General features: G+C 67.6%; 17 protein-coding genes and 1 pseudogene. 12 read left to right on the forward strand and 6 right to left on the reverse strand.

Annotated elements, in window-relative coordinates; all coding sequences use genetic code 11:
• Window positions 1-200: 200 nt before the first annotated feature.
• Entirely contained in the window at window positions 201-1520 is a 1320-nt protein-coding gene (locus VXJ37_RS20195) for an RNA polymerase sigma factor (protein ID WP_331324792.1), read from the forward strand.
• Window positions 1521-1712: 192 nt separating this feature from the next.
• Here VXJ37_RS20195 and VXJ37_RS20200 read toward each other — a convergent pair whose 3' ends face one another.
• Window positions 1713-1934, reverse strand: a complete 222-nt coding sequence (locus VXJ37_RS20200; protein WP_018761086.1) for a DUF7455 domain-containing protein — start codon at window positions 1932-1934, stop codon at window positions 1713-1715.
• A 256-nt stretch (window positions 1935-2190) separates the two neighbouring features.
• Here VXJ37_RS20200 and VXJ37_RS20205 point away from each other — a divergent pair, with 256 nt between their 5' ends.
• Window positions 2191-4299, forward strand: coding sequence for a DNA gyrase/topoisomerase IV subunit B (locus VXJ37_RS20205; RefSeq protein ID WP_331324793.1), 2109 nt, complete (start codon window positions 2191-2193; stop codon window positions 4297-4299).
• Window positions 4300-4350: 51 nt separating this feature from the next.
• Here the strand turns inward: VXJ37_RS20205 and VXJ37_RS20210 are convergent, their stop codons facing one another.
• Entirely contained in the window at window positions 4351-5343 is a 993-nt protein-coding gene (locus VXJ37_RS20210; RefSeq protein WP_331324794.1) for a M56 family metallopeptidase, read from the reverse strand.
• Between the two features lie 6 nt (window positions 5344-5349).
• Window positions 5350-5733: a BlaI/MecI/CopY family transcriptional regulator gene (locus tag VXJ37_RS20215; RefSeq protein WP_015936823.1), complete on the reverse strand. Its 384-nt coding sequence runs from the start codon at window positions 5731-5733 to the stop codon at window positions 5350-5352.
• Window positions 5734-5995: 262 nt separating this feature from the next.
• On the opposite strand from VXJ37_RS20215, the gene VXJ37_RS20220 reads away from it, so the two are divergent.
• Genes VXJ37_RS20220 through cydD form a run of 3 tightly spaced genes read left to right on the forward strand, consistent with a single transcriptional unit; the run spans window position 5996 to window position 12161 of the window.
• On the forward strand, window positions 5996-7594 hold the full coding sequence (locus VXJ37_RS20220) for a cytochrome ubiquinol oxidase subunit I (RefSeq protein WP_331324795.1): 1599 nt from the start codon (window positions 5996-5998) through the stop codon (window positions 7592-7594).
• Between the two features lie 15 nt (window positions 7595-7609).
• Window positions 7610-8659 carry a cytochrome d ubiquinol oxidase subunit II gene (cydB, locus tag VXJ37_RS20225; protein WP_331324796.1) on the forward strand — a complete coding sequence of 350 codons (1050 nt, stop codon included), beginning with the start codon at window positions 7610-7612 and terminating at the stop codon, window positions 8657-8659.
• A gap of 1 nt (window position 8660) precedes the next feature.
• Window positions 8661-12161, forward strand: coding sequence for a thiol reductant ABC exporter subunit CydD (gene cydD / locus VXJ37_RS20230; RefSeq protein ID WP_331324797.1), 3501 nt, complete (start codon window positions 8661-8663; stop codon window positions 12159-12161).
• 28 nt (window positions 12162-12189) lie between these two features.
• Here cydD and VXJ37_RS20235 read toward each other — a convergent pair whose 3' ends face one another.
• Window positions 12190-12708: a DinB family protein gene (locus VXJ37_RS20235; RefSeq protein WP_331324798.1), complete on the reverse strand. Its 519-nt coding sequence runs from the start codon at window positions 12706-12708 to the stop codon at window positions 12190-12192.
• 69 nt (window positions 12709-12777) lie between these two features.
• Here VXJ37_RS20235 and VXJ37_RS20240 point away from each other — a divergent pair, with 69 nt between their 5' ends.
• Entirely contained in the window at window positions 12778-13770 is a 993-nt protein-coding gene (locus tag VXJ37_RS20240) for an ABC transporter ATP-binding protein (protein ID WP_331324799.1), read from the forward strand.
• Window positions 13760-14560 carry an ABC transporter permease subunit gene (locus tag VXJ37_RS20245; RefSeq protein ID WP_331324800.1) on the forward strand — a complete coding sequence of 267 codons (801 nt, stop codon included), beginning with the start codon at window positions 13760-13762 and terminating at the stop codon, window positions 14558-14560. Before VXJ37_RS20240 ends, VXJ37_RS20245 begins: the two co-directional genes overlap by 11 nt.
• A 56-nt stretch (window positions 14561-14616) precedes the next feature.
• On the opposite strand, the gene VXJ37_RS20250 is transcribed toward VXJ37_RS20245, so the two are convergent.
• Window positions 14617-17133 (reverse strand): DNA gyrase/topoisomerase IV subunit A, encoded by a 2517-nt coding sequence (locus VXJ37_RS20250; RefSeq protein WP_331324801.1) that lies wholly within the window; start codon window positions 17131-17133, stop codon window positions 14617-14619.
• A gap of 76 nt (window positions 17134-17209) precedes the next feature.
• On the opposite strand from VXJ37_RS20250, the gene VXJ37_RS20255 reads away from it, so the two are divergent.
• Genes VXJ37_RS20255 through VXJ37_RS20270 form a run of 4 tightly spaced genes read left to right on the forward strand, consistent with a single transcriptional unit; the run spans window position 17210 to window position 22643 of the window.
• Window positions 17210-19894 (forward strand): bifunctional acetate--CoA ligase family protein/GNAT family N-acetyltransferase, encoded by a 2685-nt coding sequence (locus VXJ37_RS20255; protein WP_331324802.1) that lies wholly within the window; start codon window positions 17210-17212, stop codon window positions 19892-19894.
• A 41-nt stretch (window positions 19895-19935) separates the two neighbouring features.
• Window positions 19936-20679, forward strand: a complete 744-nt coding sequence (locus VXJ37_RS20260) for a DUF5998 family protein (protein ID WP_331324803.1) — start codon at window positions 19936-19938, stop codon at window positions 20677-20679.
• A 1-nt stretch (window position 20680) separates the two neighbouring features.
• Window positions 20681-21901, forward strand: coding sequence for an alkaline phosphatase family protein (locus VXJ37_RS20265; protein WP_331324804.1), 1221 nt, complete (start codon window positions 20681-20683; stop codon window positions 21899-21901).
• Window positions 21894-22643 carry a thymidine kinase gene (locus tag VXJ37_RS20270; protein WP_331324805.1) on the forward strand — a complete coding sequence of 250 codons (750 nt, stop codon included), beginning with the start codon at window positions 21894-21896 and terminating at the stop codon, window positions 22641-22643. The genes VXJ37_RS20265 and VXJ37_RS20270 overlap by 8 nt, the downstream gene beginning before the upstream one ends.
• Window positions 22644-22698: 55 nt before the next feature.
• Here VXJ37_RS20270 and VXJ37_RS20275 read toward each other — a convergent pair whose 3' ends face one another.
• Window positions 22699-23262 (reverse strand): dihydrofolate reductase family protein, encoded by a 564-nt coding sequence (locus VXJ37_RS20275; RefSeq protein WP_331324806.1) that lies wholly within the window; start codon window positions 23260-23262, stop codon window positions 22699-22701.
• A gap of 106 nt (window positions 23263-23368) precedes the next feature.
• On the opposite strand from VXJ37_RS20275, the pseudogene VXJ37_RS21205 reads away from it, so the two are divergent.
• Window positions 23369-24114 (forward strand): annotated as a pseudogene (locus VXJ37_RS21205) (HNH endonuclease signature motif containing protein); the annotation flags it as partial.

Below are 24114 nucleotides of genomic sequence, written 5' to 3' on the forward strand. Positions count from 1 at the left end.
AATGGATGCCGAGACCCGGTTGGGTCCGTGTATCGAGTGCTTGTAGCAGTCCCCGCAAGGGAACATTACAGCCGCTCCGGGAGTTGTCTTAAGTGACTCTGCCGGCCGTGGTGGCGCTTGGTTTCCACCACGGACTTGACAGGGTCATAGTGGTGTTGCCCGTATGGTGATTCCACAGACCACCGCTAGAAAGGTTTTCTGTGACCCCGTCTTCCACGAAGAAGGATTCCGCCGCCCAGGATGTCTTGTCCCCTGAGGAGAAGCAGGCCGCGACCAATGCCAAGCGGGCAGCTACGCGGGCAGCCAACAAGGCTTCGGCCGGTACGGCTGCAGCGGACGGCAAGCGCGAGCCCAAGAAGCGTGGGCCCAAGCCCGGCGCCAAGGCTGCAGCAGAGGCTGCAGGTAAAGCCGCCGGAGACGTTGACCCGGATGAGGTCGAGGAAGTCGAGGAAGACCTTGACGACATCGTCCTTGAGGGACCGGAGGCGGCCGAGGACGCCGATGCCGACGCCGATCCCGTCAAGGGTGCGGCCGGCAGCGGCAAGGGTTTTGTCTACTCCGATGCAGACGATGACGATGCCCCCGTGCAGCAGGTCATGTCTGCCGGTGCTACTGCCGACCCCGTCAAGGACTACCTGAAGCAGATCGGTAAGGTGGCCCTGCTCAACGCCGAGCAGGAAGTGGACCTTGCACTGCGGATCGAAGCCGGGCTGTTCGCCGAAGAAAAGATCGCCGCCGACGACGGATCCATGGACCCGAAGTACAAGCGTGAACTCGAGTTCATCATCCACGACGGCAAGCGGGCCAAGAACCACCTGCTGGAGGCCAACCTCCGCCTGGTGGTCTCGCTGGCCAAGCGCTACACCGGCCGCGGCATGCTGTTCCTGGACCTGATCCAGGAAGGCAACCTGGGCCTGATCCGCGCCGTGGAGAAGTTCGACTACACCAAGGGCTTCAAGTTCTCCACCTACGCCACCTGGTGGATCCGCCAGGCCATCACCCGCGCCATGGCCGACCAGGCCCGCACTATCCGTATCCCCGTGCACATGGTTGAGGTCATCAACAAGCTGGCACGCGTCCAGCGCCAGATGCTGCAGGACCTGGGCCGCGAACCCACGCCTGAAGAGCTGGCCCTGGAACTGGACATGACCCCCGAAAAGGTTGTCGAGGTCCAGAAGTACGGCCGCGAACCGATTTCGCTGCACACGCCCCTGGGCGAGGACGGCGACTCCGAGTTCGGTGACCTGATCGAGGACTCGGAAGCTGTTGTTCCGGCTGACGCCGTGAGCTTCACCCTCCTGCAGGAGCAGCTGCACTCGGTACTGGACACCCTCTCCGAACGCGAGGCCGGCGTGGTTGCCATGAGGTTCGGCCTGACCGACGGACAGCCCAAGACTTTAGACGAAATCGGAAAGGTCTACGGCGTCACCCGCGAACGCATCCGCCAGATCGAGTCCAAGACCATGTCCAAGCTCCGCCACCCCTCCCGGTCGCAGGTGCTGCGGGACTACCTGGACTAAGCCTGTCCGCAGGGACAGCCGGACCGTTTATAGAGAGGGCCGTTCCGGAACCACCATCGGGTGGTTCCGGAACGGCCCTTTCTTTTCACGTAAAAGGCTCTCTTCGCGGGCGAAGGCGGAGGTCCTTAAACGCCTGCGGGACCCTTCCTAGGTGGAAGGGTCCCGCAGGGTTGGTTGTTACCGATGCCTCATCTAGTCGATTTCCACGGGAGCTTTCTCGTGAAGCTTTCCCGTCTCGTCGTGCCAGTCGGAGCTCAAGGGCTTGAGCGTCGCCTCGACTGCACGGGCGTGGTGGCCGCAGAACAACAGCTCACCGCCGGAGGACTCGAGTACAACCCGGACATATGCCTGAGCTCCGCAACGGTCGCACCGGTCGAGTGCATTTAGTGTGCGGTCTGCCACTGCTGTTGTCATGTCGGCCTCCTTAGTAGATCAGTACATCTATATAACCAGCATTCGTATCCAATCCATCGCAAGGATGGGGCAAGTTCGCTGTGCGCGTATCCGCAAGGTTCAGTCAAGATATGCCGGGTTTCACTGGTCACGGGGGCCCGTGGCGTGCCGCACAGCGGCCGGAGCGTGTGGCAGGCGCCTGTCGGGGCCGCCGGCGGCTACCCTAGAAGGTGCGGTCCCAGCGCCGCTTCCACGTCCCTGAAGGAGTTCATCACCAGTGGCACCAAGCTCTGAGTACACCGCCCGGCACCTCTCCGTACTGGAAGGCCTTGAGGCCGTCCGCAAACGCCCGGGCATGTATATCGGCTCAACCGACTCACGCGGCCTCATGCATTGCCTCTGGGAAATCATCGACAACTCCGTGGATGAGGCCCTTGCCGGCTTCGGTCACGACATCCGCATCATCCTCCACGCGGACAATTCCGTGGAGATCCACGACGACGGCCGCGGCATTCCCATCGACAAGGAGCCCAAGACGGGGCTCACCGGCGTCGAGGTGGTCTTCACCAAGCTGCACGCGGGCGGCAAATTCGGCGGCGGCTCCTACACCGCCTCCGGCGGCCTCCACGGCGTTGGCGCCTCGGTGGTCAACGCCCTGTCCTCGCGCCTCGACGTGGAGGTGGACCGGGGCGGCAAGACCTACCGGATGTCCTTCCGCCGAGGCGAACCCGGGCGGTTCAAGGACACCGGCTCCCGCCTCGACCCGGCGGCACCCTTCACGCCGTTCGTGGACGACTCAGTGCTGGACATCGTGGGCAAGGCCAAGCGCGGGGTCACCGGAACGCGGATCCGCTACTGGGCTGACCGGCAGATCTTCACCCCCGACGCCAAGTTCTCCTACGAGGACCTGGTTGCCCGTGCCCGCCAGACCTCCTTCCTGGTGCCCGGCCTCAAGCTCACCGTCCGGGACGAGCGGAGGCTCGCAGGGACCCCCGGTGAAGCGGGCCCGCACGAGGAGGTCTTCCACCACGACGGCGGCATTTCGGAATTCGCTGAGTTCCTGGCCGTTGATCCGGCAGTCACTGATGTCTGGCGGCTCCACGGAGCAGGGAAGTTCAAGGAGACCGTCCCGGTCCTGGACGAGCGGGGACACAGCCAGCTGGCGGAGGTTGAGCGCGATTGCGAGGTTGATGTGGCGCTGCGCTGGGGCATCGGCTACGACAGCACCGTGCGCAGCTTCGTGAACATCATCGCCACCCCCAAGGGCGGCACGCACCAGTCGGGCTTCGAGCAGGCGCTGGTCAAAACCTTCCGCAAAGCGGTGGAGACCAATGCCCGCAAGCTGAAGGCAGGCAATGACAAGATCGAAAAGGACGACATCTTCGCCGGCCTCACCGCGGTGCTGACGGTGCGGCTGGCCGAACCCCAGTTCGAGGGACAGACCAAGGAAATCCTCGGCACCAGTGCCGTCCGCGCCATCGTGGCCCGGGTGGTGGAGCGGGAGATTTCCGCCAAGCTGTCCTCCAGCAACAAGAACGACAAGGCCCAGTCCTCGCTGCTGCTCGAAAAGATCGTCAACGAGATGAAGTCCCGCATCTCGGCCCGCGTGCACAAGGAGACGCAACGGCGTAAGAACGCGCTGGAAACGTCCTCGATGCCCACCAAGCTCGCTGACTGCCGGACGGACGACGTCGAACGCTCGGAGCTGTTCATCGTGGAAGGCGACTCGGCGCTGGGCACTGCCAAGCTGGCCCGCTCCTCCGATTTCCAGGCCCTGCTGCCCATCCGCGGCAAGATCCTGAACGTCCAGAAGGCCTCGGTGGGGGACATGCTCTCCAACGCGGAGTGCGCGGCCCTCATCCAGGTGGTGGGGGCCGGGTCGGGCCGCAGCTTCGACATCAGCGCCGCCCGCTACGGCAAGGTCATCCTCATGACGGACGCCGACGTGGACGGTGCCCACATCCGTACCCTGCTGCTGACCCTTTTCTTCCGGTACATGCGGCCCATGATCCTCGAGGGCCGGGTCTTCGCCGCCGTTCCGCCGCTGCACCGGGTGGAAGTCATCAACGCCGGCCAGAAGGCCAACGAGATGATCTACACCTACTCCGAGGCTGAACTGCACGTCCTGCTGGCCCGCCTGGCGAAGGAGGGGAAGCGGTACAAGGAACCCATCCAGCGCTACAAGGGACTGGGTGAAATGGATGCCGAGCAGTTGGCCGAAACCACCATGGACCCCCGGCACCGCACGTTGCGCAAGGTGGGGATTGAAAACGCCCAGCAGGCGGAGGAAATCTTCGACCTGCTGATGGGCTCTGACGTGTCCCCGCGCAAGGACTTCATCATCGCCGGCGCATCCAGCCTGGACCGGGAGCGCATCGACGCCTGACCGCCGGTTTCGACGGGCTCAACCACCGGCATGAACAACGACGGCGGTGCTTCAGCCGAGCAGCCCCGGAACCACCAGCAGTGCGGTGGGCAGCGCCAGCAGGAGGACGCTGCCGGCCATGACGGCGGTGCGGACAGCGGCCGGAAGCTGGGGCTGGGGCGACAGCAGGCGGCTCACACGCGACGCTGCCGTACGGACTGAATCCGAGCCGGGACCGCCGGAGGCCGCCTCCAGCCCCGACAGGGCAACCGTGGGCGAGGACGGGCGGATATCACCGGTGCCCCCGTTACCTGCCGAGCCGCTGGCCACAATGGCGATGGCTTTGATCAGCGTTGCCTTGCTTTCGGTGCGGAGGGCAACGTCGTCGGCCAGCATCTCAATGAGGGAGTTCACCGATTCCTGCGCGAGCCGGGTGGTGGGCAGCCAGGGCAGTGCCTGCCGCCACGCCGCGAATGCCCACAGCAGGAGATGGTGCCGCTGGCTCAGGTGGGCATTCTCGTGGATCAGGACTGCACGCAGTTCCGCCGGTTCGAGGGCAGCCATCAGGCCGTCCGACAGGACCGTCACGGAGCGTGCGCCACCCGGAAGGCAATAGGCCACGGGGGAATCGTGGCTGATAACGAGGGTTCCGGCATCCTGGCCGGAGGGCGAGGCCAGGAGGGCGAGCAGTTCACGGTGCCGGCGCCGCTGCCGCTGGATCTTGTAGTAGGTCAGCAACAGAGTGAAGACCAGGTGGGCCGTGAGCAGCGCGGCGGCGGACAGCGCAAAGATATGCCAGAATCCCAGTGCGGTGGTGGGAGCGTTGAACAAAACCATTCCGGCAAGAGCCCGGAGCCCTGCAATGAGGTTGTCCCCGACGGGCTCCAGCCCGTAGACCAGCATGGCGCCGATCATCGAGAGCCCACCCGCGAGTGCGATCGCCTGCCACAGCAGCATTGCCGTAAACGGTGACCTGGCCGGCCATTGTGCCCGCGACAGGAGGATCGGCACCGGCCACGCCAGGATTATCGCAAGGACCGCCAGCAGGTATGAGGCCCAGAACATGGTGTGCTAGACGTGGCCCAGCAGTTTGCGCAGCGTCTCGGCTTCACCTTCGGATACCGACCCGATGAACCGGGCCAGGACGGCTTCGCGGTCCGGGGCCGATCCGAGGACCTCGTGCATCAGTTCTGCGGTGTGGTCCGCGCGGCTGGACACCGCCTGGTAGCGGTGGGGCCGGGTTCCGCGTTCGCGCTCCACCAGGCCTTTCTTCTCCAGGCGGGAGAGGACGGTGAGCACCGTGGTGACGGCCAGTTCCTTGCCTTCGTGGCCCGGTCCGCCCTGTGCGGCGGACGTCCGCGCCAGCTGATCCCTCAGGGTGTTGGCCGTAGCCGCTTCCTGGCCCGCCCAGAGCAGGTCCATGACCGCCCGTTCCAGTTCACCAAGACTAGCCATTTCACTTTTCCTTTATTTCCCCGCACCGGGCGCTTTGGGTAGCACGGTGACGTCACGCGGTTATTCAACTACAGACTTAAATTTACCCCGAAACGCGGCAACCTTCTACATCTGGTAGAACATCTGGCGCGCCGCGCCCCGGCGGGGGATCCTAGGGGAGGGCGATTCGTTTTCGTACCGCCACCGAGGATGTTCTACACTTTGTAGAAGTTGGAGTTCTACGAAGCGTAGAAAACTGCATTGGCTAACAGTAGGGACCGCCATGGACGCCTTGGAAATCGCACGCTGGCAATTCGGCATCACCACCGTTTACCACTTCATGATGGTGCCACTGACCATCGGCCTGGGCCTGGTGGTGGCCGTCATCCAGACGGCGTGGTTCCGTACGGGCAAGCCCGAATACCTGCGCATGACCAAGTTCTGGGGAAAGCTGTTCCTCATCAACTTCATCATGGGCGTGGCCACCGGCATCGTGCAGGAATTCCAGTTCGGCATGGCCTGGAGCGAATACAGCCGCTTCGTGGGCGACGTCTTCGGCGCACCGCTGGCCCTCGAGGCGCTCCTGGCCTTCTTCGTCGAATCCACCTTCCTGGGACTGTGGATCTTCGGCTGGAAGCAGCTCAAGCCGGCCATCCACCTCGCCTGCCTCTGGGTGGCCGTCATCGGCTCAGCCCTCTCCGCCTACTTCATCATCGTGGCCAACAGCTGGATGCAGCACCCGGTGGGCGTGCAAATGGTGAACGGCCGGCCCGTCATGACCGATGCCTGGGCGGTCTTTACCAACAACACCGCCCTGGTGGCCGTCCCGCACACCCTGTTCGGCGCCCTCGCGGTAGCCGGCGGATTCCTCCTTGGCATCGCCTGGTACCACCTGTGGCGCAGGCGGCACGACGGCGTCGACACCGTGGGTGCCGACGGGCGGGTCATCCCCGGTGAGGACACGCGCATTCCCGGCCGCGACCGCGCCGACTACAGCGTGTGGATCCGGTCCCTGCGCATTGGTGCCGTCGTGGCCATGATCTCGTTCGCGGGCACGGCCGTCACCGGTGACCTCCAGGGCAAGCTCATGTTCCAGCAGCAGCCCATGAAGATGGCCGCCGCCGAGGCCGCCTGCCATGACGGCACCGGCTTCTCCGTCCTGAGCGTGGGCAACGTCGGCTCGAAGAACTGCGATGACGTCGTGGCAGTGATCGAGGTCCCCGGCATCCTCTCCTTCCTGGCCAAGGGCGACTTCACCACCGAGGTGAAGGGCGTCAACAGCCTGCTGCCCGAGTACAAGGAAAAATACGGAACCACACTCCCGGACAACCCGATCTACGGTGACCGCGCCGGGCAGGAGATCCAGTATGTGCCCGTCATGGAAGTCACCTACTGGGGCTTCCGGATGATGATCGGCTTTGGCGGCCTCGCCGCCCTGGCTGCGCTGGTGGCCCTCTGGATCACGCGTAAGGGGACGGTGCCGGAATCCCGCTGGCTGATGCGCCTGGCAGTGTTCGGCATCCTTGCACCCTTCGGTGCCAACGCCGCCGGCTGGATCTTCACCGAGATGGGCCGCCAGCCCTTCGTCGTGGCGCCCAACCCGGACCCGAGCGGCATAGACCAGGTGTTCATGTTCACGGCCGCCGCCGTATCGCCCGGGGTCTCCGCGGGCGAGCTGATCGCTTCGCTGGTTGCTTTGACCACGGTATACGCCGTCCTGCTGGTGGTGGAAGTGAAGCTGCTGGTCAAATACATCCGCGGCGGCGTGGTCTCCGCGATGCCGGAACTCGGCCACGTCCCGGCGGACGAGAACGAGGATGAAACCCCGGGCCCCAACGGCGGCTCCAAACCCGCTGACGACGTCCTGGCCTTCGCCTACTAGCAGAGGAAACACACAATGGAACTGCTGCCCACCATCTGGTTCATCGCCATTGCGGTGCTGTGGACCGGATATCTTTTCCTCGAGGGCTTCGACCTGGGCGTAGGGATGCTGATGAAGCTCTTCGCCCGCAACGACACCGAGCGCCGCGTGCTCCTGAACACCATCGGACCCGTCTGGGACGGCAACGAGGTGTGGCTGCTCACCGCAGGCGGTGCCACCTTCGCCGCCTTCCCGCTCTGGTACGCCTCCTTGTTCTCCGCGCTCTACCTCCCGCTGCTGGTCGTCCTGCTCGCCCTGATCTTCCGCGCAGTGGCGTTCGAATACCGCGGCAAGGTGGACACCGACAGCTGGCGGAACCGTTGGGACTGGGCCATCGCTCTGGGGTCCTTCTTTGCGGCCTTCGGCGTCGGCGCCGCGCTGGCCCTCACCACCACGGGCCTGCCGCTGAACGCCAACGGAGACCGCGAAGGCGGCCCCATGGCCTGGTTTAGCGGTTACGCCCTGCTGGGCGGCTTCGCCGTCGTCGGTTTCGCGCTGCTCCACGCCCTGGCCTTCCTGGCACTCAAGACCGACGGCGACGTCCGGCACCGTGCCCGCCAGTGGTTCGTGCGGCTCCTGCCGGTCCTGCTCCTGCCCATTGCGGCGTGGGCCCTGGCCATCCAGTTCCTGGACGGCAAGCCCTGGACCTGGGCCGCCGTCGTCCTGGCCGTAGGCGCGGCCGCAACCGCATGGCTGCTGGCCCGCAAGGGCTCCGAAGGCAGGGCGTTCCTGTTCCTGGGCGCCTTCCTGGTGCTGGGCACGGCGTCCATCTTCGGTGCCGTGTTCCCGGTAGTGCTTCCGTCCACACTGGACCGCGCCTTTGACCTCACCATTTCCAACGCCTCGTCCTCGAACTACACCCTGGGACTGATGAGCATTGTGGCTGCGTTCGGCCTTCCCCTGGTCATTGCCTACCAGGCCTGGACCTACTGGGTGTTCCGCCGCCGCGTCAGCGCCGCGCACATCCCGGAGGCCCACAGCTTCCTCCCGGCCATTGCCGCCAAGGTCTTCACCACCAAGGGCTGACATGCGGCCCACCTTCCCGGCAGGCCCGGCAACCCGGTCAGCCATCTACTGGCTGGGACTCCTGGCCGCGCTCAAAGCCCTGTCCCTGGTCCTCATCGGCCAGGCCGTGGCCTCCGTCCTTGCAGGTCTCGCCGCCGGGAACCCTGCATGGGGGAGCCAGCTGACTGCCGGACTTGCCGGCGTCGTGCTCCGCTCCCTGACGGTGTGGGGACAGGCCGTCGCCGCCCGGCGGGCGGCGCTCGGGGTCAAGGAAGAGCTTCGCGGGGAGCTTCTGGAGCGCGCCCTGCGCACCGGCGTGCGCGCTTCAGGGCCCGGCGACGGTGGCCTGGCGGTGCTGGCAACGCGCGGCCTGGACGCCCTGGACAGCTACTACACCCAGTTCCTTCCGGCACTGGTCAACTGTGCCGCCATTCCGCTGCTGCTGGGCGCCCGGATCCTCTTCGCGGACTGGGTCAGCGCGCTGGTCATCGTGCTCACCGTGCCGCTGATCCCCGTGTTCATGGTGCTCATCGGCCGGTACACGCAGGACAGCGTGCGCCAGGCCCAGGCCTCGCTGGCCCGGCTGTCCGCCCACATGCTCGAACTCGCCAAGGGCCTGCCGGTCCTGGTGGGCCTGGGCAGGGCCACAGCGCAGCGCAGGGCCTTGGAGGAGATCTCGGAGGAGTACCGCTCCCGCACCATGGGAACGCTGCGGACCGCGTTCCTGTCGGCGTTGGCCCTGGAACTCATCGCCACCATCTCGGTGGCAGTAGTGGCGGTGTTCATCGGCGTCCGGCTGGTCCACGGCGACATGCCCCTTGAAGCCGGCCTGCTGGCACTCCTCCTGGCGCCGGACTGCTACCTCCCGCTGCGGGAACTGGGCACCGCACACCACGCCAGCGACGACGGCCGGGCGGCCCTCGCGGAAACCGCCGCGGTGACCGGCGCGCCCGAACCAACCCCCCTTTCCGCCGCCAGGGCCGGCAGGCCCGGCGCCCCGCTCGAGGTCACCGCACTTACCGTGACGTACGGCGGACGGTCCGCGGCCGCCGTCGGGCCCCTGACCTTCACCGCGCCCCAGGACAGGATCACGGCACTGGACGGACCCAGCGGCGCCGGCAAGAGCACCATCCTGGGCGTGCTGGCAGGCACCATCGGCACCGATGGCGGCACCGGCAGCACAGGCGCCGGCAGCACGGGCACCCGCATCACCGGATCCATCAGCGGCCTGGACCGCCGGCTGGTGGCCTGGGTGCCGCAGCATCCTGTGATGGTGGCCGGAACGGTCCTCGACGAGGTGCTGCTTTACCTGTCGCCGGACCCAGCCCACGGCCCGGACCGGTTCACCGCCGAGGACGCTGCACGGCAATGCCTGGAACGCGCCGGAGCCGGACACCTTGCAGCGAAGCACCAGGCGGAGCTCAGCCCGGGAGAGCTGCGGCGCGTGGCACTGGCCCGCGGTCTGGCGCGGATCGAAGCGGGAGCGACGCTTCTGCTGCTTGACGAGCCCACCGCACACCTGGATGACGCGTCCGCGGCCATTGTGGAGGAAGCCATCCGGCGGCTCCGCGGCGGGGTCACCGTGATCCTGGTGGCCCATAACCAGCGCACCCGGCAGCTTGCGGACGTGCTGGTGCCGGTAAAGCCTGCTGACAGGTCCGCCGCACCGCAGCAACAGGCTGGCGATGCCATCGCGCTGCCGGCAGCAGTTGTCTCGCCGGATAGCCCCTCAACAGAGAATGCCGCCTCGCCGGGGAGTCCCAGCACACCACATGTCACGGAGGCGGAGGGCCTCAGCGACGCGGATACCGGTAACACAGGCACCGGTTCCTCCCAGGCCCATCCCGGCGCCCTCCGCCTTCTGGCAGCGCTGCTGGCCCCGGTCCGCGGGAAATTCGCTGCTGCGGCCCTGGTAGGAACCCTCGCGGCCATTTTCGCCGTCGCACTGTCCGGCCTTTCCGGCTGGCTGATCATCCGCGCCAGCGAGCAGCCGCCCATTCTCTATCTCCTGACCGCCATCGTGGGGGTGCGGTTCTTCGGCATCGGCCGGGCCGTCTTCCGTTACTGGGAGCGGCTGCTGCTGCACGACGCCGTGTTCGCCGCCCTGACCCGCCTGCGCGGCCGGCTCTGGGAATCCCTGAGCCGCAGGGCCCTGTCGGTGCGCCGGTTGCTGCAGGGCGGCAACGTGCTGGGCACGGTGATCGACGACGTCGACACCGTCCGCGACCTCCTGCCCCGTGTGGTGCTGCCGCCCGTCACGGCGCTCGCAGTATCTGCCCTGGCGGTTGCAGCCACCGGAGTGCTGGTGCCGGCAGCCCTTCCCGCCGTGGTTGCCGCAGCTGCCTGCGGCCTGCTCCTGGCGCCCGCTGCTGCTCTGTGGGGCGACCGGAGGTCGGCGGCCGCCGAGCAGTCCCTCCGCTCCGGCGTCCTGCGCCGCGTCACGGCAGCCCTGGATGCGCGCGCCGAACTGCATGCCAACGGTGTAGCTCCCCGCGTGCTTGAGGCGCTGCTGGCCGAAGACCGGGAGGCCACCCGCGCCTCACAGCGCTCCGCCTGGGCTGACGGGCTGGGACACGCCGTTGCCACCGCCGCCTGCGGCATGGCCGCGCTGGCTGCTGCCTGGCTGGCCGGCCCGAATGTCCTTGCGGCGCAGGTTGCCCCGGCCACGGCAGCCGTCATTGTCCTCCTGCTCCTGGCCCTGGTGGAGCCCTACGCGGCGATGACGACGGCGGTGGTCCAGTTCCCGGCGCTCCGTGCCGTCATACGCCGGGTGGGGGAGTCCGGCGCACTTGAGGAGGGCGCTGACACCCCTGATGGTCTGCAGTCCGTTCCCGGCAGGACCGGTGCCGAGCCAGGTGTCGAGCTGGTGGGACTGGCCGCCTCGTGGCCGGGAGGGGCACCGGTCTTCTCGGGCGTGGCCGCAGTGGCCGGGCCGGGGCGCTGGCTGGCGGTTACCGGTCCGTCCGGCTCGGGAAAATCCACCCTGCTCTCAGTGCTCTTGGGTTTCCTGCCGCCGGCGGCCGGACACGTGGAGGTCACCGGGCGCGCCGCGTGGTGCCCTCAGGAGGCCCACCTGTTCGACTCCACCATCCGTGGGAACCTGCTGCTGGGCAGGGCGCCGGGCAGCACTGAAGCGGGCAGCGCCGGCCCCCTGGCACGGGACCATGAGCTGGAAGCCGTCCTGGCCGCCGTCGGACTTGCCGGGCTGGTAGGCAGGCTGCCGGCGGGCCTGGACACCCGGATCGGGCCCGGTGGTGCCTTCCTGAGCGGCGGCGAGCGCCAGCGCCTGGCGGTGGCACGGACGCTGCTGACCGGCGCGGAAGTGATCCTGCTGGATGAGCCCACCGCCCACCTCGACGCAGAGTCCGCCGCCGCCATGCTGGCAGACCTCCGAGCCGGCCTCAGCCACCGCACCGTGGTGCTGGTGACCCACAACCCGGCGGATATCCAGGCCGGCGACGCCCGGCTGGACCTCGTCGCAGGCGCCGGGCAGCCACGGGATTCGCTCGCCCATTCCCGCTAGGGCCCGGCAGGGACCGCGGGGCCCGCGCTTAGCCGTTGACGTCGTGCAGGTGGTGGACGACGTCGTGCAGGAAGTATTGCGAGAGCGTGAGGACGGTGAATTCCGAGCCATTGCTGCGCAGGCCCTTCCGCCCCCAGTCCTCTTCCGGGACCCGGGCGAAGGACTCGGCGGCTTCGTGTCCTTCCGCTGCCAGTTCGGGCCCCACCTCGGACGGGTCGGCGTTGGCGTAGTCCTTCTCGATGGCCGTCCGGTCCTGGTCCCAGTCCACGAAACGGGCACCGTCCTCTGCCAGCATGAGGTTCAGCCGCTGGACGAAGAGGGTGAACACGTCCCGCACATGGCAGGCGTACTCCGCCGGGGACCAGGTGTCCTCGTCCGGACGCTGCGAGGCGTCCGGGCGGCGGAGGACGGCCAGCCATCGGGGAATCATGCTTTCGATGCTTCCCGGAACCGTTGCCGGGGTGGCGCTGGAGGCATTGAAGGCGCACTCCGGGCAGGGGCGGGACAGGACCCAGGTCCAGTCCTTCTCATCAGGAACGATAGGCATGGGAGCAGTCTAGGCGCTGCGGGCCGAAAGACTCTGGGACGCCGCCGGACGCGCGCCTACCCTTGCGGCATGAGCCCCGAAGCGCGCATGGGCGAGGAAAACAACGAAAGCATGGTGCAACTGGACGGCCTGACCAAGAGGTTCGGCCGCAACACCGCGCTCGATGGCGTGAGCCTCACCATAGGACCCGGCGAGGTGTTCGGCTACCTGGGCCCCAACGGGGCAGGAAAGACCACCACCATCCGGCTCCTCATGGGCATGCTGCGGCCCACCGCGGGCACGGCGTCCGTGCTGGGGCTCGATGCCTGGCGGCAGTCCCGGGAAGTCCACCGCCTGGTGGGCTACGTGCCCGGCGAGCCCGCCCTCTACGACCGGCTCACCGGCAACCAGCACGTGGCCTACTGTTCCCATCTGCGCCACCGGGACGACCGGCGCCGGGCAGCCGGGGTGGCGGACCGGCTTGAACTGGACCTGGACCGTCCGGCCCGGACGTTGTCACGCGGGAACCGGCAGAAGCTCGCCGTCGTCCTGGCCGTGATGTCGCAGCCGCGGCTGCTGGTCCTGGACGAGCCCACCAGCGGGATCGACCCGCTGGTGCAGCAGACCTTCCACTCCATCCTCCGCGAGCACACTGCCGGCGGCGGTTCGGCGCTCTTCTCCTCCCATGTCCTGGGCGAAGTGGAGCGCGTGGCGGACCGGATCGGGGTGGTGCGCGCGGGGCAACTGGTGGCGGTGGAGCGGCTGCAGGACCTTGCCGCCCGCTCCCTCCACCGGGTGCGGGCCCGCTTTGCCATGGACGTGTCCGCCGCGGAGTTCGGGGGTGTGCCCGGCGTGCGGGACCTGCTGGTGGACGGCCGCACCCTGAGCTGCAACGCCCCGCAGTCCGCCCTCGACGCACTGTTGAAGCTGGTCAGTGCACGGGAGGTGGAGGACTTCGAATGTTCCGAAGCTCCCCTGGAGGAGACGTTCCTGAGCTACTACGGAATGGACAGCCGGCAAGGACAGTCGCCCCCGGCGGCAGCCGAAACCGTTGCCCGGACGGCGGCAGGCCATGCTCACTAGCGTCCTCACGAAGACACTCCGGGACCAGAGCCGGCTGCTGCTGGCCTGGGCACTCTCCCTGGCGCTCATCGTGGCCACGTATGCAGCAATCTGGCCGTCGGTGAAGTCGCAGCCGTCGATGAGCGACTTCATCGACCAAATGCCGGAGGCGTTCCGGTCGCTGTTCGCCACCTCCAGCGCCGACATGTCCACTCCCACGGGGTACATCCAGGTGGAACTCCTGTCCTTCATGGGACCCATTGCCGTGCTGATCTACGCCATCAACGCGGGCGCGGGGGCCATCGGCGGGGAAGAGGACCGGCACACGATGGACCTGCTGCTGTCCAACCCGGTGGGCCGGGGCCGGGTGGTGGTGGACAAGTTCCTGGCCATGGCGCTGGGCACGTTCCTGCTGGCCGCGGTCATGGGGTTCTCACTGGTGCTGGAGGGCAACCTGGCAGACATGGTCCTGCCGCCCGACAAGGTGGCGGGCGCCATGCTGCACCTGGCACTGTTGGGCGTTGTCTTCGGCTCCCTGGCACTGGCGCTGTCTGCGGCGACGGGACGGACCGGGCTGAGCCGCGGCATCCCGGCCGTGCTGGCGGTACTGGCCTACATCATCAACGCGCTTGCGCCGCTGGTGGACGCCTTTGACAGGATCCAGGAAGCCTCACCGTTCTTCCAGTACATCGGCCAGGACCCGCTGCGGAAGGGGGTCGCATGGGACAGCGTGCTGGTCTCCGCCCTCACCATCGCCGTGCTGCTTGCGCTCGCCGTCCCCGGCTTCCGGCGGCGGGACGTGGTCGGCTGAGCTCCAGCTTGTTCCTATCCAGGGGCCTGTCCGCCGAGGAGAAGCCCCAGCCGCTGCTAGGCCTCCGCCGACGCGCCGTCCGCCCATGCCATGGCCGGGCCCACTGCATCCACGGCCTGCGAGAGCGGGACACCCGAGCCGTCACGGCGGCCATGTTCCTGCGGCAGCGACCTGGCAACGCCGGCGGCGGACGAGGCCTTCGCCGGTCCGTGTCCCGCCCAGGCCAGCAGCAGCATGTCCTCGCCCTTGAGGAACCGGTGCGACCGGACGCCGGCGGTGGCGCGACCCTTGGCCGGGTACTCGGAGAAGGCGGTCACCTTGGCAGTGCCCGGGGCGGTGCCGGGCAGGGCACCGTTGGTGCCCGCAATGGTAACCACGACGGCGGCCTCATCCTTGGGCTGCACCGCACCAAAGAAGACCACCTGGTCGCCCGCGGCAAGTTTGATGCCCGCCATGCCGCCGGCAGTGCGCCCCTGCGGCCGCACCGCGGAGGCGGGGAACTTCAGGAGCTGCGCCTCCCTGGTGATGAAGATCAGTTCTGCGTCATCCGCGCCCGCGGGAGCCACTCCCACCACCACGTCTTTGTCTTTGAGGGTGATGACTTCCCAGTCTTCGCGGTTCAGGGGGTAGTCAGGCTGGACGCGCTTCACCACGCCCTGGGCGGTGCCGATGGCCAGGACCTCGTCAAGGCGCACGAACGCCACCAGGGATTCGCCCTTCACCAGGGTGAGGAATTCCTTGGCCGGCACGCCCCCGGCGAGGTTGGGGAGGCCGCCCACCGGTGCAAGTACGGGCATGTCCATGACCTGCAGCCGGAGCATGCGGCCCAGCGAGGTGACGGCCGCGATTTCGCCGCGGGCTGACGTCTTGACCACCGAGGTGTACACGTCATGCTTGCTGCGGGGACCGGCCTCTGCGAGGGGCTCCTGGTTGGCGGTGCGCGCCACTTGTCCGGAGGCTGTGAGGATGGCCCAGCAGGGGTCGTCCGCGATCTCCAGGGACAGCGGCGCCGCCTTGCCCTTCTTGCCGTTGGCCCCTGCGATCTCGGCGGCCACGGTGGGGGAGACGGCTTCCGACTCCAGCAGGACAGTCCGGCGGGGAGTGCCGTGTTCCTCGGCGATGGCGCCGAGTTCGTCGGAGACCACCGTGCGGAGCAGCTCCTCCGAGTCCAGGATGGCCTGCAGTTCCGCGATCTCCCGGCGGAGCTCGTCCTGTTCCTTTTCCAGCTCGATCCGGGAGTACTTGGTGAGCTGGCGGAGACGCAGTTCCAGGATGTAGTTGGCCTGGATCTCGGTGAGGTCGTAGATGGACATCAGCCGCTCGCGGGCTGCGGCGGCCTCGTCCGAGGACCGGATGATCTGGATGACCTCGTCGATGTCCACGATGGCGATGAGGAGGCCTTCCACCAGGTGGAGGCGGTCCTTCTTCTTGCCCAGGCGGAAGACGGTCCGGCGCCGGACCACGTTGATCCGGTGGTTGACGTAGACCGACAGCAGGTCCACCAGCCCCAGCGTCTGCGGCTGGCCGTCCACCAGGGTCACGTTGTTGATGCCGAAGGAGTCCTCCATCGGCGTGTACCGGTAGAGCTGCTGCAGGACGGCGTTCGGGTTGAAGCCGTTCTTGAGCTCGATGACCAGCCGGAGTCCATGTTTGCGGTCGGTCAGGTCCACGATGTCGCTGATGCCGGTCAGCTTCTTGGCGTTGACCGCATCCTTGATCTTCTCGATGACCTTTTCCGGGCCCACCATGTACGGCAGCTCGGTGACCACCAGGCCGGTGCGCCGTGCGGAGAGCTGCTCAATTTCCACTTTGGCCCGGGTCTTGAAGGACCCGCGGCCCGTGGCATAGGCGTCCCGGATGCCGTCCAGGCCCACGATCCGGCCGCCGCTGGGCAGGTCCGGGCCGGGGACGAACCGCATCAGGTCATCCAGCGTGGCGTCGGGATGCGCGATCAGGTGCCGGGCAGCGGAGATGACCTCCACCAGGTTGTGCGGGGCCATGTTGGTGGCCATGCCGACGGCGATGCCGGTGGCGCCGTTGACCAGCAGGTTGGGGAACGCGGCCGGAAGCACGTCCGGCTGGGTGAGCTGGTTGTCGTAATTGGGGACGAAGTCCACCACGTCTTCGTCGAGGTGGTTGGTGAGGGTGAGGGCGGCCGCCGCCAGCCTGGCCTCGGTATACCGCGGCGCCGCCGGGCCGTCGTCCAGCGAGCCGAAGTTGCCGTGCCCGTCGATCAGCGGCAGGCGCAGGGAGAAGTCCTGGGCCATGCGCACCATGGCGTCGTAGATGGCGGCGTCACCGTGAGGGTGCAGCTTGCCCATGACCTCGCCCACCACGCGGGCGCTCTTGACGTGGCCGCGGTCAGGGCGCAGGCCCATGTCACTCATCATGTACAGGATCCGCCGCTGCACCGGCTTCAGCCCGTCCCTGGCGTCGGGAAGCGCCCGGGAATAGATCACCGAGTACGCGTACTCCAGGAAGGAGCCCTGCATTTCGGAGGTGACATCGATATCGACGATGTTCTCCGTGTAGTTGTCGTCTGCAATCGGGGCTGGACTTTGGCGGCGGGCCATGGGTTTGGTAAATCCTTCTGGGGTTACTGCGCAGGCTTCGGGGTGTGCTGCGATAGTTTTTGGCTAGGCTAAGCCTATGGTGGATCAGCCCGGGGACGGCGAATATCCGGAACATTGGGAAGCCGATGTCGTCCTGCGTGACGGCGGAACAGCGCACGTGCGGCCCATCCACCCGTCGGACGCGGACGCTGTCCAGGCCTTCCACACCGGGCAGTCGCAGAATTCAATCTACATGCGCTTCTTCGCGTTCAAGGCCAGGTTGTCCGCCAAGGAGCTCAAGCGCTTCACCGAGGTGGACTACAAGGACCGGGTGGCGTTCGTCATCACTATCCACGGCGAAATCATCGGCATCGGCCGCTACGACCGGCTTACCGATCCCACCGAAGCCGAGGTTGCCTTCAACATCGCGGACGCCCACCAGGGCCGCGGCATCGGCTCCATCCTGCTGGAGCACCTTGCCGCCGCCGCGCATGAGAACGGGATCCGGAAGTTCACCGCCGAGGTCCTGCCGGAAAACCGGAAGATGCTGATGGTTTTCTCCGACGCCGGATACGACGTCAAGCGCCACTTCGACGACGGGGTCGTGAGCCTCGAGTTCAACATCGACCCCACCGAAAAATCCCGCGCCGTGATGGAATCCCGCGAGCACCGCGCCGAGGCGAGGAGCGTGCGGGAGCTGCTGGCGCCGTCGTCCGTTGCCGTGATCGGTGCCAGCCGCAAGTGGGGCACGGTGGGGTACCAGCTCCTGGAGCACATCATCGAAGGTGGCTTCCACGGCCCGGTCTACGCCATTAACCCGGAGGCGCTGGAGCTTGCGGGCATGCTGTCCTACGGCAGGCTCTCCGACGTGCCGGAGCCTGTCCAGCTCGCCATCGTCGCTGTGCCCTACGAGGAAGTGGAAGGCGTCGTGGCGGAATGCGCCGCGGCCGGTGTCAAGGGTGTGGTGATCGCCTCGGCGGGTTTCGGGGACGACGGCGAACGCGGACTCCAGCGGCAGCGCGCCCTGGTGCGCCAGGCCAGGGCCAACGGGATGCGGGTGATCGGGCCGGCGTCGCTTGGCATCGCCAACACCCACCCGGGTGTGTCCCTCAATGCGTCCATGGCGCCCAGCATGCCGCTGCGGGGAAGCCTGGGGCTGTTCAGCCAGTCCGCAGCCATCGGGGTTTCCCTGTACGCCGCTTCCAGCCGCCGCAGGCTGGGTGTTTCCAGCCTCCTGTCCGCCGGCAACAGGGCTGACGTGTCCGGCAACGACATGATGCAGTACTGGGAGGACGACGCCGATACCGCCGCCGTGGGCCTGTATCTGGAGTCCATCGGCAACCCGCGCAAGTTCTCCCGGATCGCGCGGCGGCTGGCCCGCACCAAACCCGTCATTGTGGCGAAGTCGGACACCATGGGGCTGCGGCTCCCGCCGGGGCACGCCGTCCGTACCACGCAGGCCCCGGCAGGCGCGCTGGACGCAATGCTGCGCCAGTCGGGCGTCATCCGGGTGGAGACCGTGGAGCAGCTGGTGGATGTGGCCCAGGTGGTGTCAGGCCAGCCGCTGCCCTCGGGAGCGGATGTTGCCATTTTCAGCAACTCACAGGCACTGGGCAACGTGGTGGCGGACAGCGCCGCCGCGCACGGACTGGGAGTTGCCCGTGTGGTGTCGGGGCTCGACCTCGACGCCGGCCAGTCAGTGGCCCTGCCCGCGCTGCGGAAGGCCCTCCTTGACGCCCTGTCCTCGGATGCCGTGCATGCCGCCGTCGCTGCCCTGCTCCCGGCACGGGGGCTGACCGCCGATGCCGTGGCAAAGGTCCTCGCCGAATGCGCGGCCAGCGCCGGCAAGCCCGTGGTTGCCGCCTTCACCGGAATCCTCGACCCCGCCATCAACGTTGAGGGCCTGGTGGGAGTGGAGGGGTGCACCGTCCCCTGCTATTCAAACCCGGGGGCCGCCGTGGCCGCACTCGCCGCCGTGGTCCGGTACGCCGAGTGGGCCGCCCGAGACCAGGGGCAGTTCGTGGAACCCGCCGGCTGCGACCCCCGGCAGGCGGAGGCCGAACTCGATCACCTGCTGCGTGACGTCCCCGGCGAGCAGCTCAAGAAGCTGGATCCTGCCGCAACGGCGTCCCTGCTGGGACATTACGGCATCACCGTCCTGCCCTCGGCGCCCTTCACCACTGCCGACGAGGCTGTGGCCGCGGCCAACGGGCTGGGCTGGCCGGTTGCGCTCAAAACCACGGACCCCGCGCTCCGCCACCGGCTTGACCTTGGCGGGGTGCGCCTGGGGATCGAGGACGAACAGTCGCTGCGCCAGAACGTGGTGCAGATGCGCCGCGCGCTCGCGGCCTACGGGGATGCGGCGCTGGAAGTGCAGACCATGGCGCCGGTGGGGCAGGCCTGCACCTTCCGTGCCATCGAGGATCCGTTGCTGGGCCCGGTGATCTCATTCGGCCTGGCCGGAGACGCCGTCAACCTCCTGGACGACTGGGCCCACCGCGTGCCGCCCCTTTCCGCAGCGGACGTGCACGATTTCATCCGGTCGCCACGGGCCTCACGGAAACTTTTCGGCTACCAGGGACTCCCGGCCGTTGATGTCCAGGCGCTGGAGGACCTTGCCGGGCGGCTGGCGTGGATGAAGGACAACCACCCGGAGATCGCGCTGGTGGAATTCAACCCTGTCCTGTGCGGTACTTCAGGGGCCACCATCCTCGCCGCGGATGTCCGGATCGGCAACGCCGCGCAGCGTACGGACAGCGCCCGGCGGGCCATGCTGGGCTGACGCGGTTAGCAAGTGACCGGACGATCTGTGAAAATGGGGACATGAGCTTCCAGCCCCCTGCGTCGGCGCCCGAAACGCCCGGAAATGAAAACCAGGCACTCCGCCAGCACAGCTCACACAATCACGGACTCCAGGGCCAAAGCCTGGAAGACGCGCTGCAGAAGGCCGGTTTCTACCCGCGCCTGGTGTCCGACGTCGTTGACGACGCACTGGACGGCCGGGACTGCGTGGCACACCTTGTCCACCTGGAAACCCACTTCGACCGGGCCGAGGTCCGGCGCCACATCACGGTACTGGTCCTGACCGCCGACATGCTGGTCATCACCCACGTGGATGACCAGCAGCTGGACGAAGCGGGGGAGCAGATTGTCGCCCAGATCTCCACGGAGTCCGTCCCCGTGGCACAGATCCGCTCGGTGGTCCTGAGCTACATGTACGCCCAGCCGCAGGACTACAAGCCCTCCGACCCCGTTCGCGAACTCACCCTGTCCATTGCCTGGTCCGGGGGCCAGCGGCTGGACATGGGGCCGGCCAGCTGCGGAGACCCGCAGTGCGAGGCCGACCACGGTTACACGGGAACCATCGCCCAGGAAGACATCGTGCTGCGGATCAGTGCCGAGGCGGATGGGCTCCAGGCCGTTCAGGACGCCAAGCTCTTCGCCAGGGCGCTCCGCGCGGTCAACACCGGTTCCGCCGCCCCCGTATCCCACGCACAGTCCATGGCACCCAGGCCGCGTTCCGGAGTGTTCGGCAACCGGCTCAGCCGCGGACACCAGCAGCGCTGAGATGCCGGACGACCACCACGCCGTACAAGCTTCCGCACGTACTAGCGACCTTCCGCCGGCTCCTGCCTATGGGAACCGGTCGATCGCGGAGGTCCTCACCAGCGCGGCAGCCAGCCTTGGCGTTGAGGGCTTCACCAACACGTTGGGGCTGCCCGCCGCGTCCAGGGTCTGCATTGTGCTCGCGGACGGCCTGGGCAGGAACCTCCTGAAGCAAAAGGCCGCCCATACGCCCTTCCTGCGTGCGGTGATGCAGTCCGGGCAGGGCGACGTGCCGGTGTGGCTGGACTCGGCGTTTCCCTCCACTACCGCAGCGGCGTTGTCCAGCTTCGGGACCGGACTTCCCGCCGGCCAGCACGGCATGGTGGGCTATGACGTCCTGGACCCTGACCAGGACAAGGTGGTCAACCTGCTGGGTAACTGGGACCCCGGCGTGGACCCCTCTGCCTGGCAGCCGTTCCCCACAGTGTTTGAACGGATCGACGCACACGTGGACGTCAGCACCGTCAGCCTTTCCCAGTTTGACGGGTCGCCCATGACCCGCGCTGCGCTGCGCGGCGGCCGGTTTATCTCCGGGATGACCTCACACGCGCGCACCGCCGCTGCCGCCGAGGCCATGGCCGCTGCCGGCCCCGCCCTGATGTATTTCTACGTCAATGAACTGGACAAGGCCGGCCACCGTTATGGTTGCCGTTCCGAGCAGTGGGAACACCAGCTGGAAGAACTCGATTCCACCGTCAAGCGGCTCAACTCCTCCCTCCCCGCCGGCACCACCATCCTGTTGACCGCCGACCACGGCATGCTGGACGTCCCCGAATCCCAGCGCATCGACTTCTCGCAGGACCCCGGCCTGGTGGACGGCGTCCGGCACACGGCCGGCGAACCGCGGATGGTCCACCTGTACCTGGAGGAAGCAGCCGCAGCGGACGGGGCCGCGGAGCGTCTGCTCGCCGCCTGGAAAGACCGGTTCGGTGACCGGGTGTGGGCTTTCACCCGGGATGAAGCCGTGGCGGGTGGACTCTTCGGTGACGTGCGGCCCGCTGTCGAGGGCAGGATCGGTGACGTGATGATCGCGGCGCGGGACGCCGTCGCGCTTTACGACGGACGGCGGATGCGGCCCACCGCCATGGAAGTGGTGGGCCAGCACGGCTCCCTGACCAAGGCCGAGCGGGAGGTCCCGCTGCTGTGCTTTACCGCTGAAGGAAGGACCCGCCGCCGTGGCTGAGCTCATCTTCTTCTCAGGCACCATGGATTGCGGCAAGTCCACCCTTGCCCTGCAAATGGACTACAACCACCGGGCGCGTGGCCGCGGGGGAGTGCGCTTTAGCCGGAACGACCGGGCGGGCGCGTCCCGCATCTCGAGCCGCCTTGGCCTGGAGACGGACGCGGTGGAGGTGCAGGACACCACCGACTTCTGGGAGGAAGTCATGATCCGCCGTACCCGGGGCCAGCGCATCGATTACCTCATCTGCGACGAAGCCCAGTTCTACACTCCCGGACAGGTGGAGCAGCTGGCCAAAGTGGTGGACGAGATCGACGTCGACGTCTTTGCCTTCGGCATCACCGCCGATTTCCGTACCCGGCTCTTCCCGGGTTCCCAGCGCCTGATAGAGCTTGCGGACCGGGTGCAGGTGCTGCAGGTGGAAGCGCTGTGCTGGTGCGGGCGCCGGGCCACGCACAATGCCAGGACGGTCGACGGCGTCATGGTCACCGAGGGCGCCCAGGTTGTGGTGGGCGACGTGGACATGGTGGTGGAGGCCGCGGCCCCCACCGAAGCGGAGCATGCTCCGGTGGTGGGGTACGAGACGCTGTGCCGGCGCCACTTCATGCGGCGGGTGACGGCGCACGGCGCCTCCCTGATGGCACAGCAGGACCAGTTGCTGCCGTTCGAGGTGGATGCCTGCCTTTGGCACGGCTCCGGTGGCCCCGGCGAGCCGGGCGGTCCCGCCGAACCGCGCGGAGCCTAGGCTGACAGGGCAGGGCTTGGGCAGCCAGAAACCACGCTGATTCGACGACTGGCAGTCAGCTCCTGGTCTCGTATCTGGTAAGGAGTACACCATCGGGAAACGTCTGCGTTTCCACCAGGCGCAGGTTCACCCAGCTGTCCAGGGCTGTGAAGAACGGCGTGCCGCCGCCCACCAGGACCGGATGGGTGACCATCACGTAGTCGTCGATGAGCCCGGCACGCATGGCCGCTGCGGCGAGGGTGGCGCCGCCGATGTCCATGGGGCCGCCGTCGTCCGCCTTGAGCCGGGTGATCTCGGTGACCGCGTCGCCGGTGACCAGGCGGGTGTTCCAGTCGACCGTGCTGGTCGTCGAGGAGAACACCACCTTCGGCATGTCCCGCCAGCGGCGGGCGAACTCACTCTGCGCCGGTGTGACGCCCGGCTGCTGGTCGGCGGTCGGCCAGTGCGAGCTCATCGTCTCCCACAGCTTGCGCCCGTACAGCGCCAGCTCCGTCGTCCCCACACGGTCGGACCACCATTGGAACAGCTCGTCGCTTGGTACGCTCCAGCCGAGGTCGCCGCCGGGCGCGGCGATATAGCCGTCCACACTCAGGTTCATGCCGAAGGAAAGTTTGCGCATGGCGCCAGTGTCCCGTGGGCCGGCACTCGCTGTACAGACCTTCAGGGCGATGATCGGTAGACGCCCCGTAGGCCAGAATGTCGTACCCCCTTGTCATGATGGGTTTATGGGGAAAGCGGCGGTGGTGGGGGCGTTGGCGGATATCCGTGCTGCCCTTGCCGTGCTGGTTGCGGAGGTGGAGGGCTCTGGTTCGGAGCCGTTTTCGGTGGCGGATCCGTTGGCTGGTTTGGCGGATGGTTGCCTGGAGATTCTGGCTGGTGCCGGTGAGGTGGAGGCCGGAATTGCCGCGTGGCCACGGCGGCGGTGGTGTACGCGGAGAGCGCCCATGCTGTTGCCGGACCGGATGTGACGGTGCAGGCGCAGGAGATGGCGGTCGCGGCGGAGATCGGGTGTGTGCTGGCTTTGGGGCCGCGGGCGGCGTCATCGTTCCTTGCCACTGCTCATGCCGTTATTACCTCGTTGCCGCGGACCCTTGCGGCGCTGCAGGCCGGGACGGTGTCCTGGGGCCACGCGGTGGCCATGGCGGACGAGTCAGCAAGTCTGGATGCTGCGGGGGCGGCGGCGTTGGAGGCGCATTTCCTGGACCCGGATGCACCGGACGCGGCGCGGGGGTGCCCGGCCGGGCAGATGCCGGNTGCACCGGACGCGGCGCGGGGGTGCCCGGCCGGGCAGATGCCGGCGCACCGGTTCAGGGCCAGGGCCCGGACGTGGCGGGAACGCCACCACGCCGAGAGCATCGAGGAACGCCATGCCAAGTCCGTGGTGGACCGGCGGGTGGAGTTCCGTGCGGATCGGGACGGGATGGCCTGGCTGTCGGCGTATTTGCCGGCGGATCGGGCGTTGGCCGGGTGG

This window comes from Pseudarthrobacter phenanthrenivorans (assembly GCF_036455295.1).
GTDB classification, from domain to species: Bacteria; Actinomycetota; Actinomycetes; order Actinomycetales; family Micrococcaceae; genus Arthrobacter; species Arthrobacter phenanthrenivorans_C.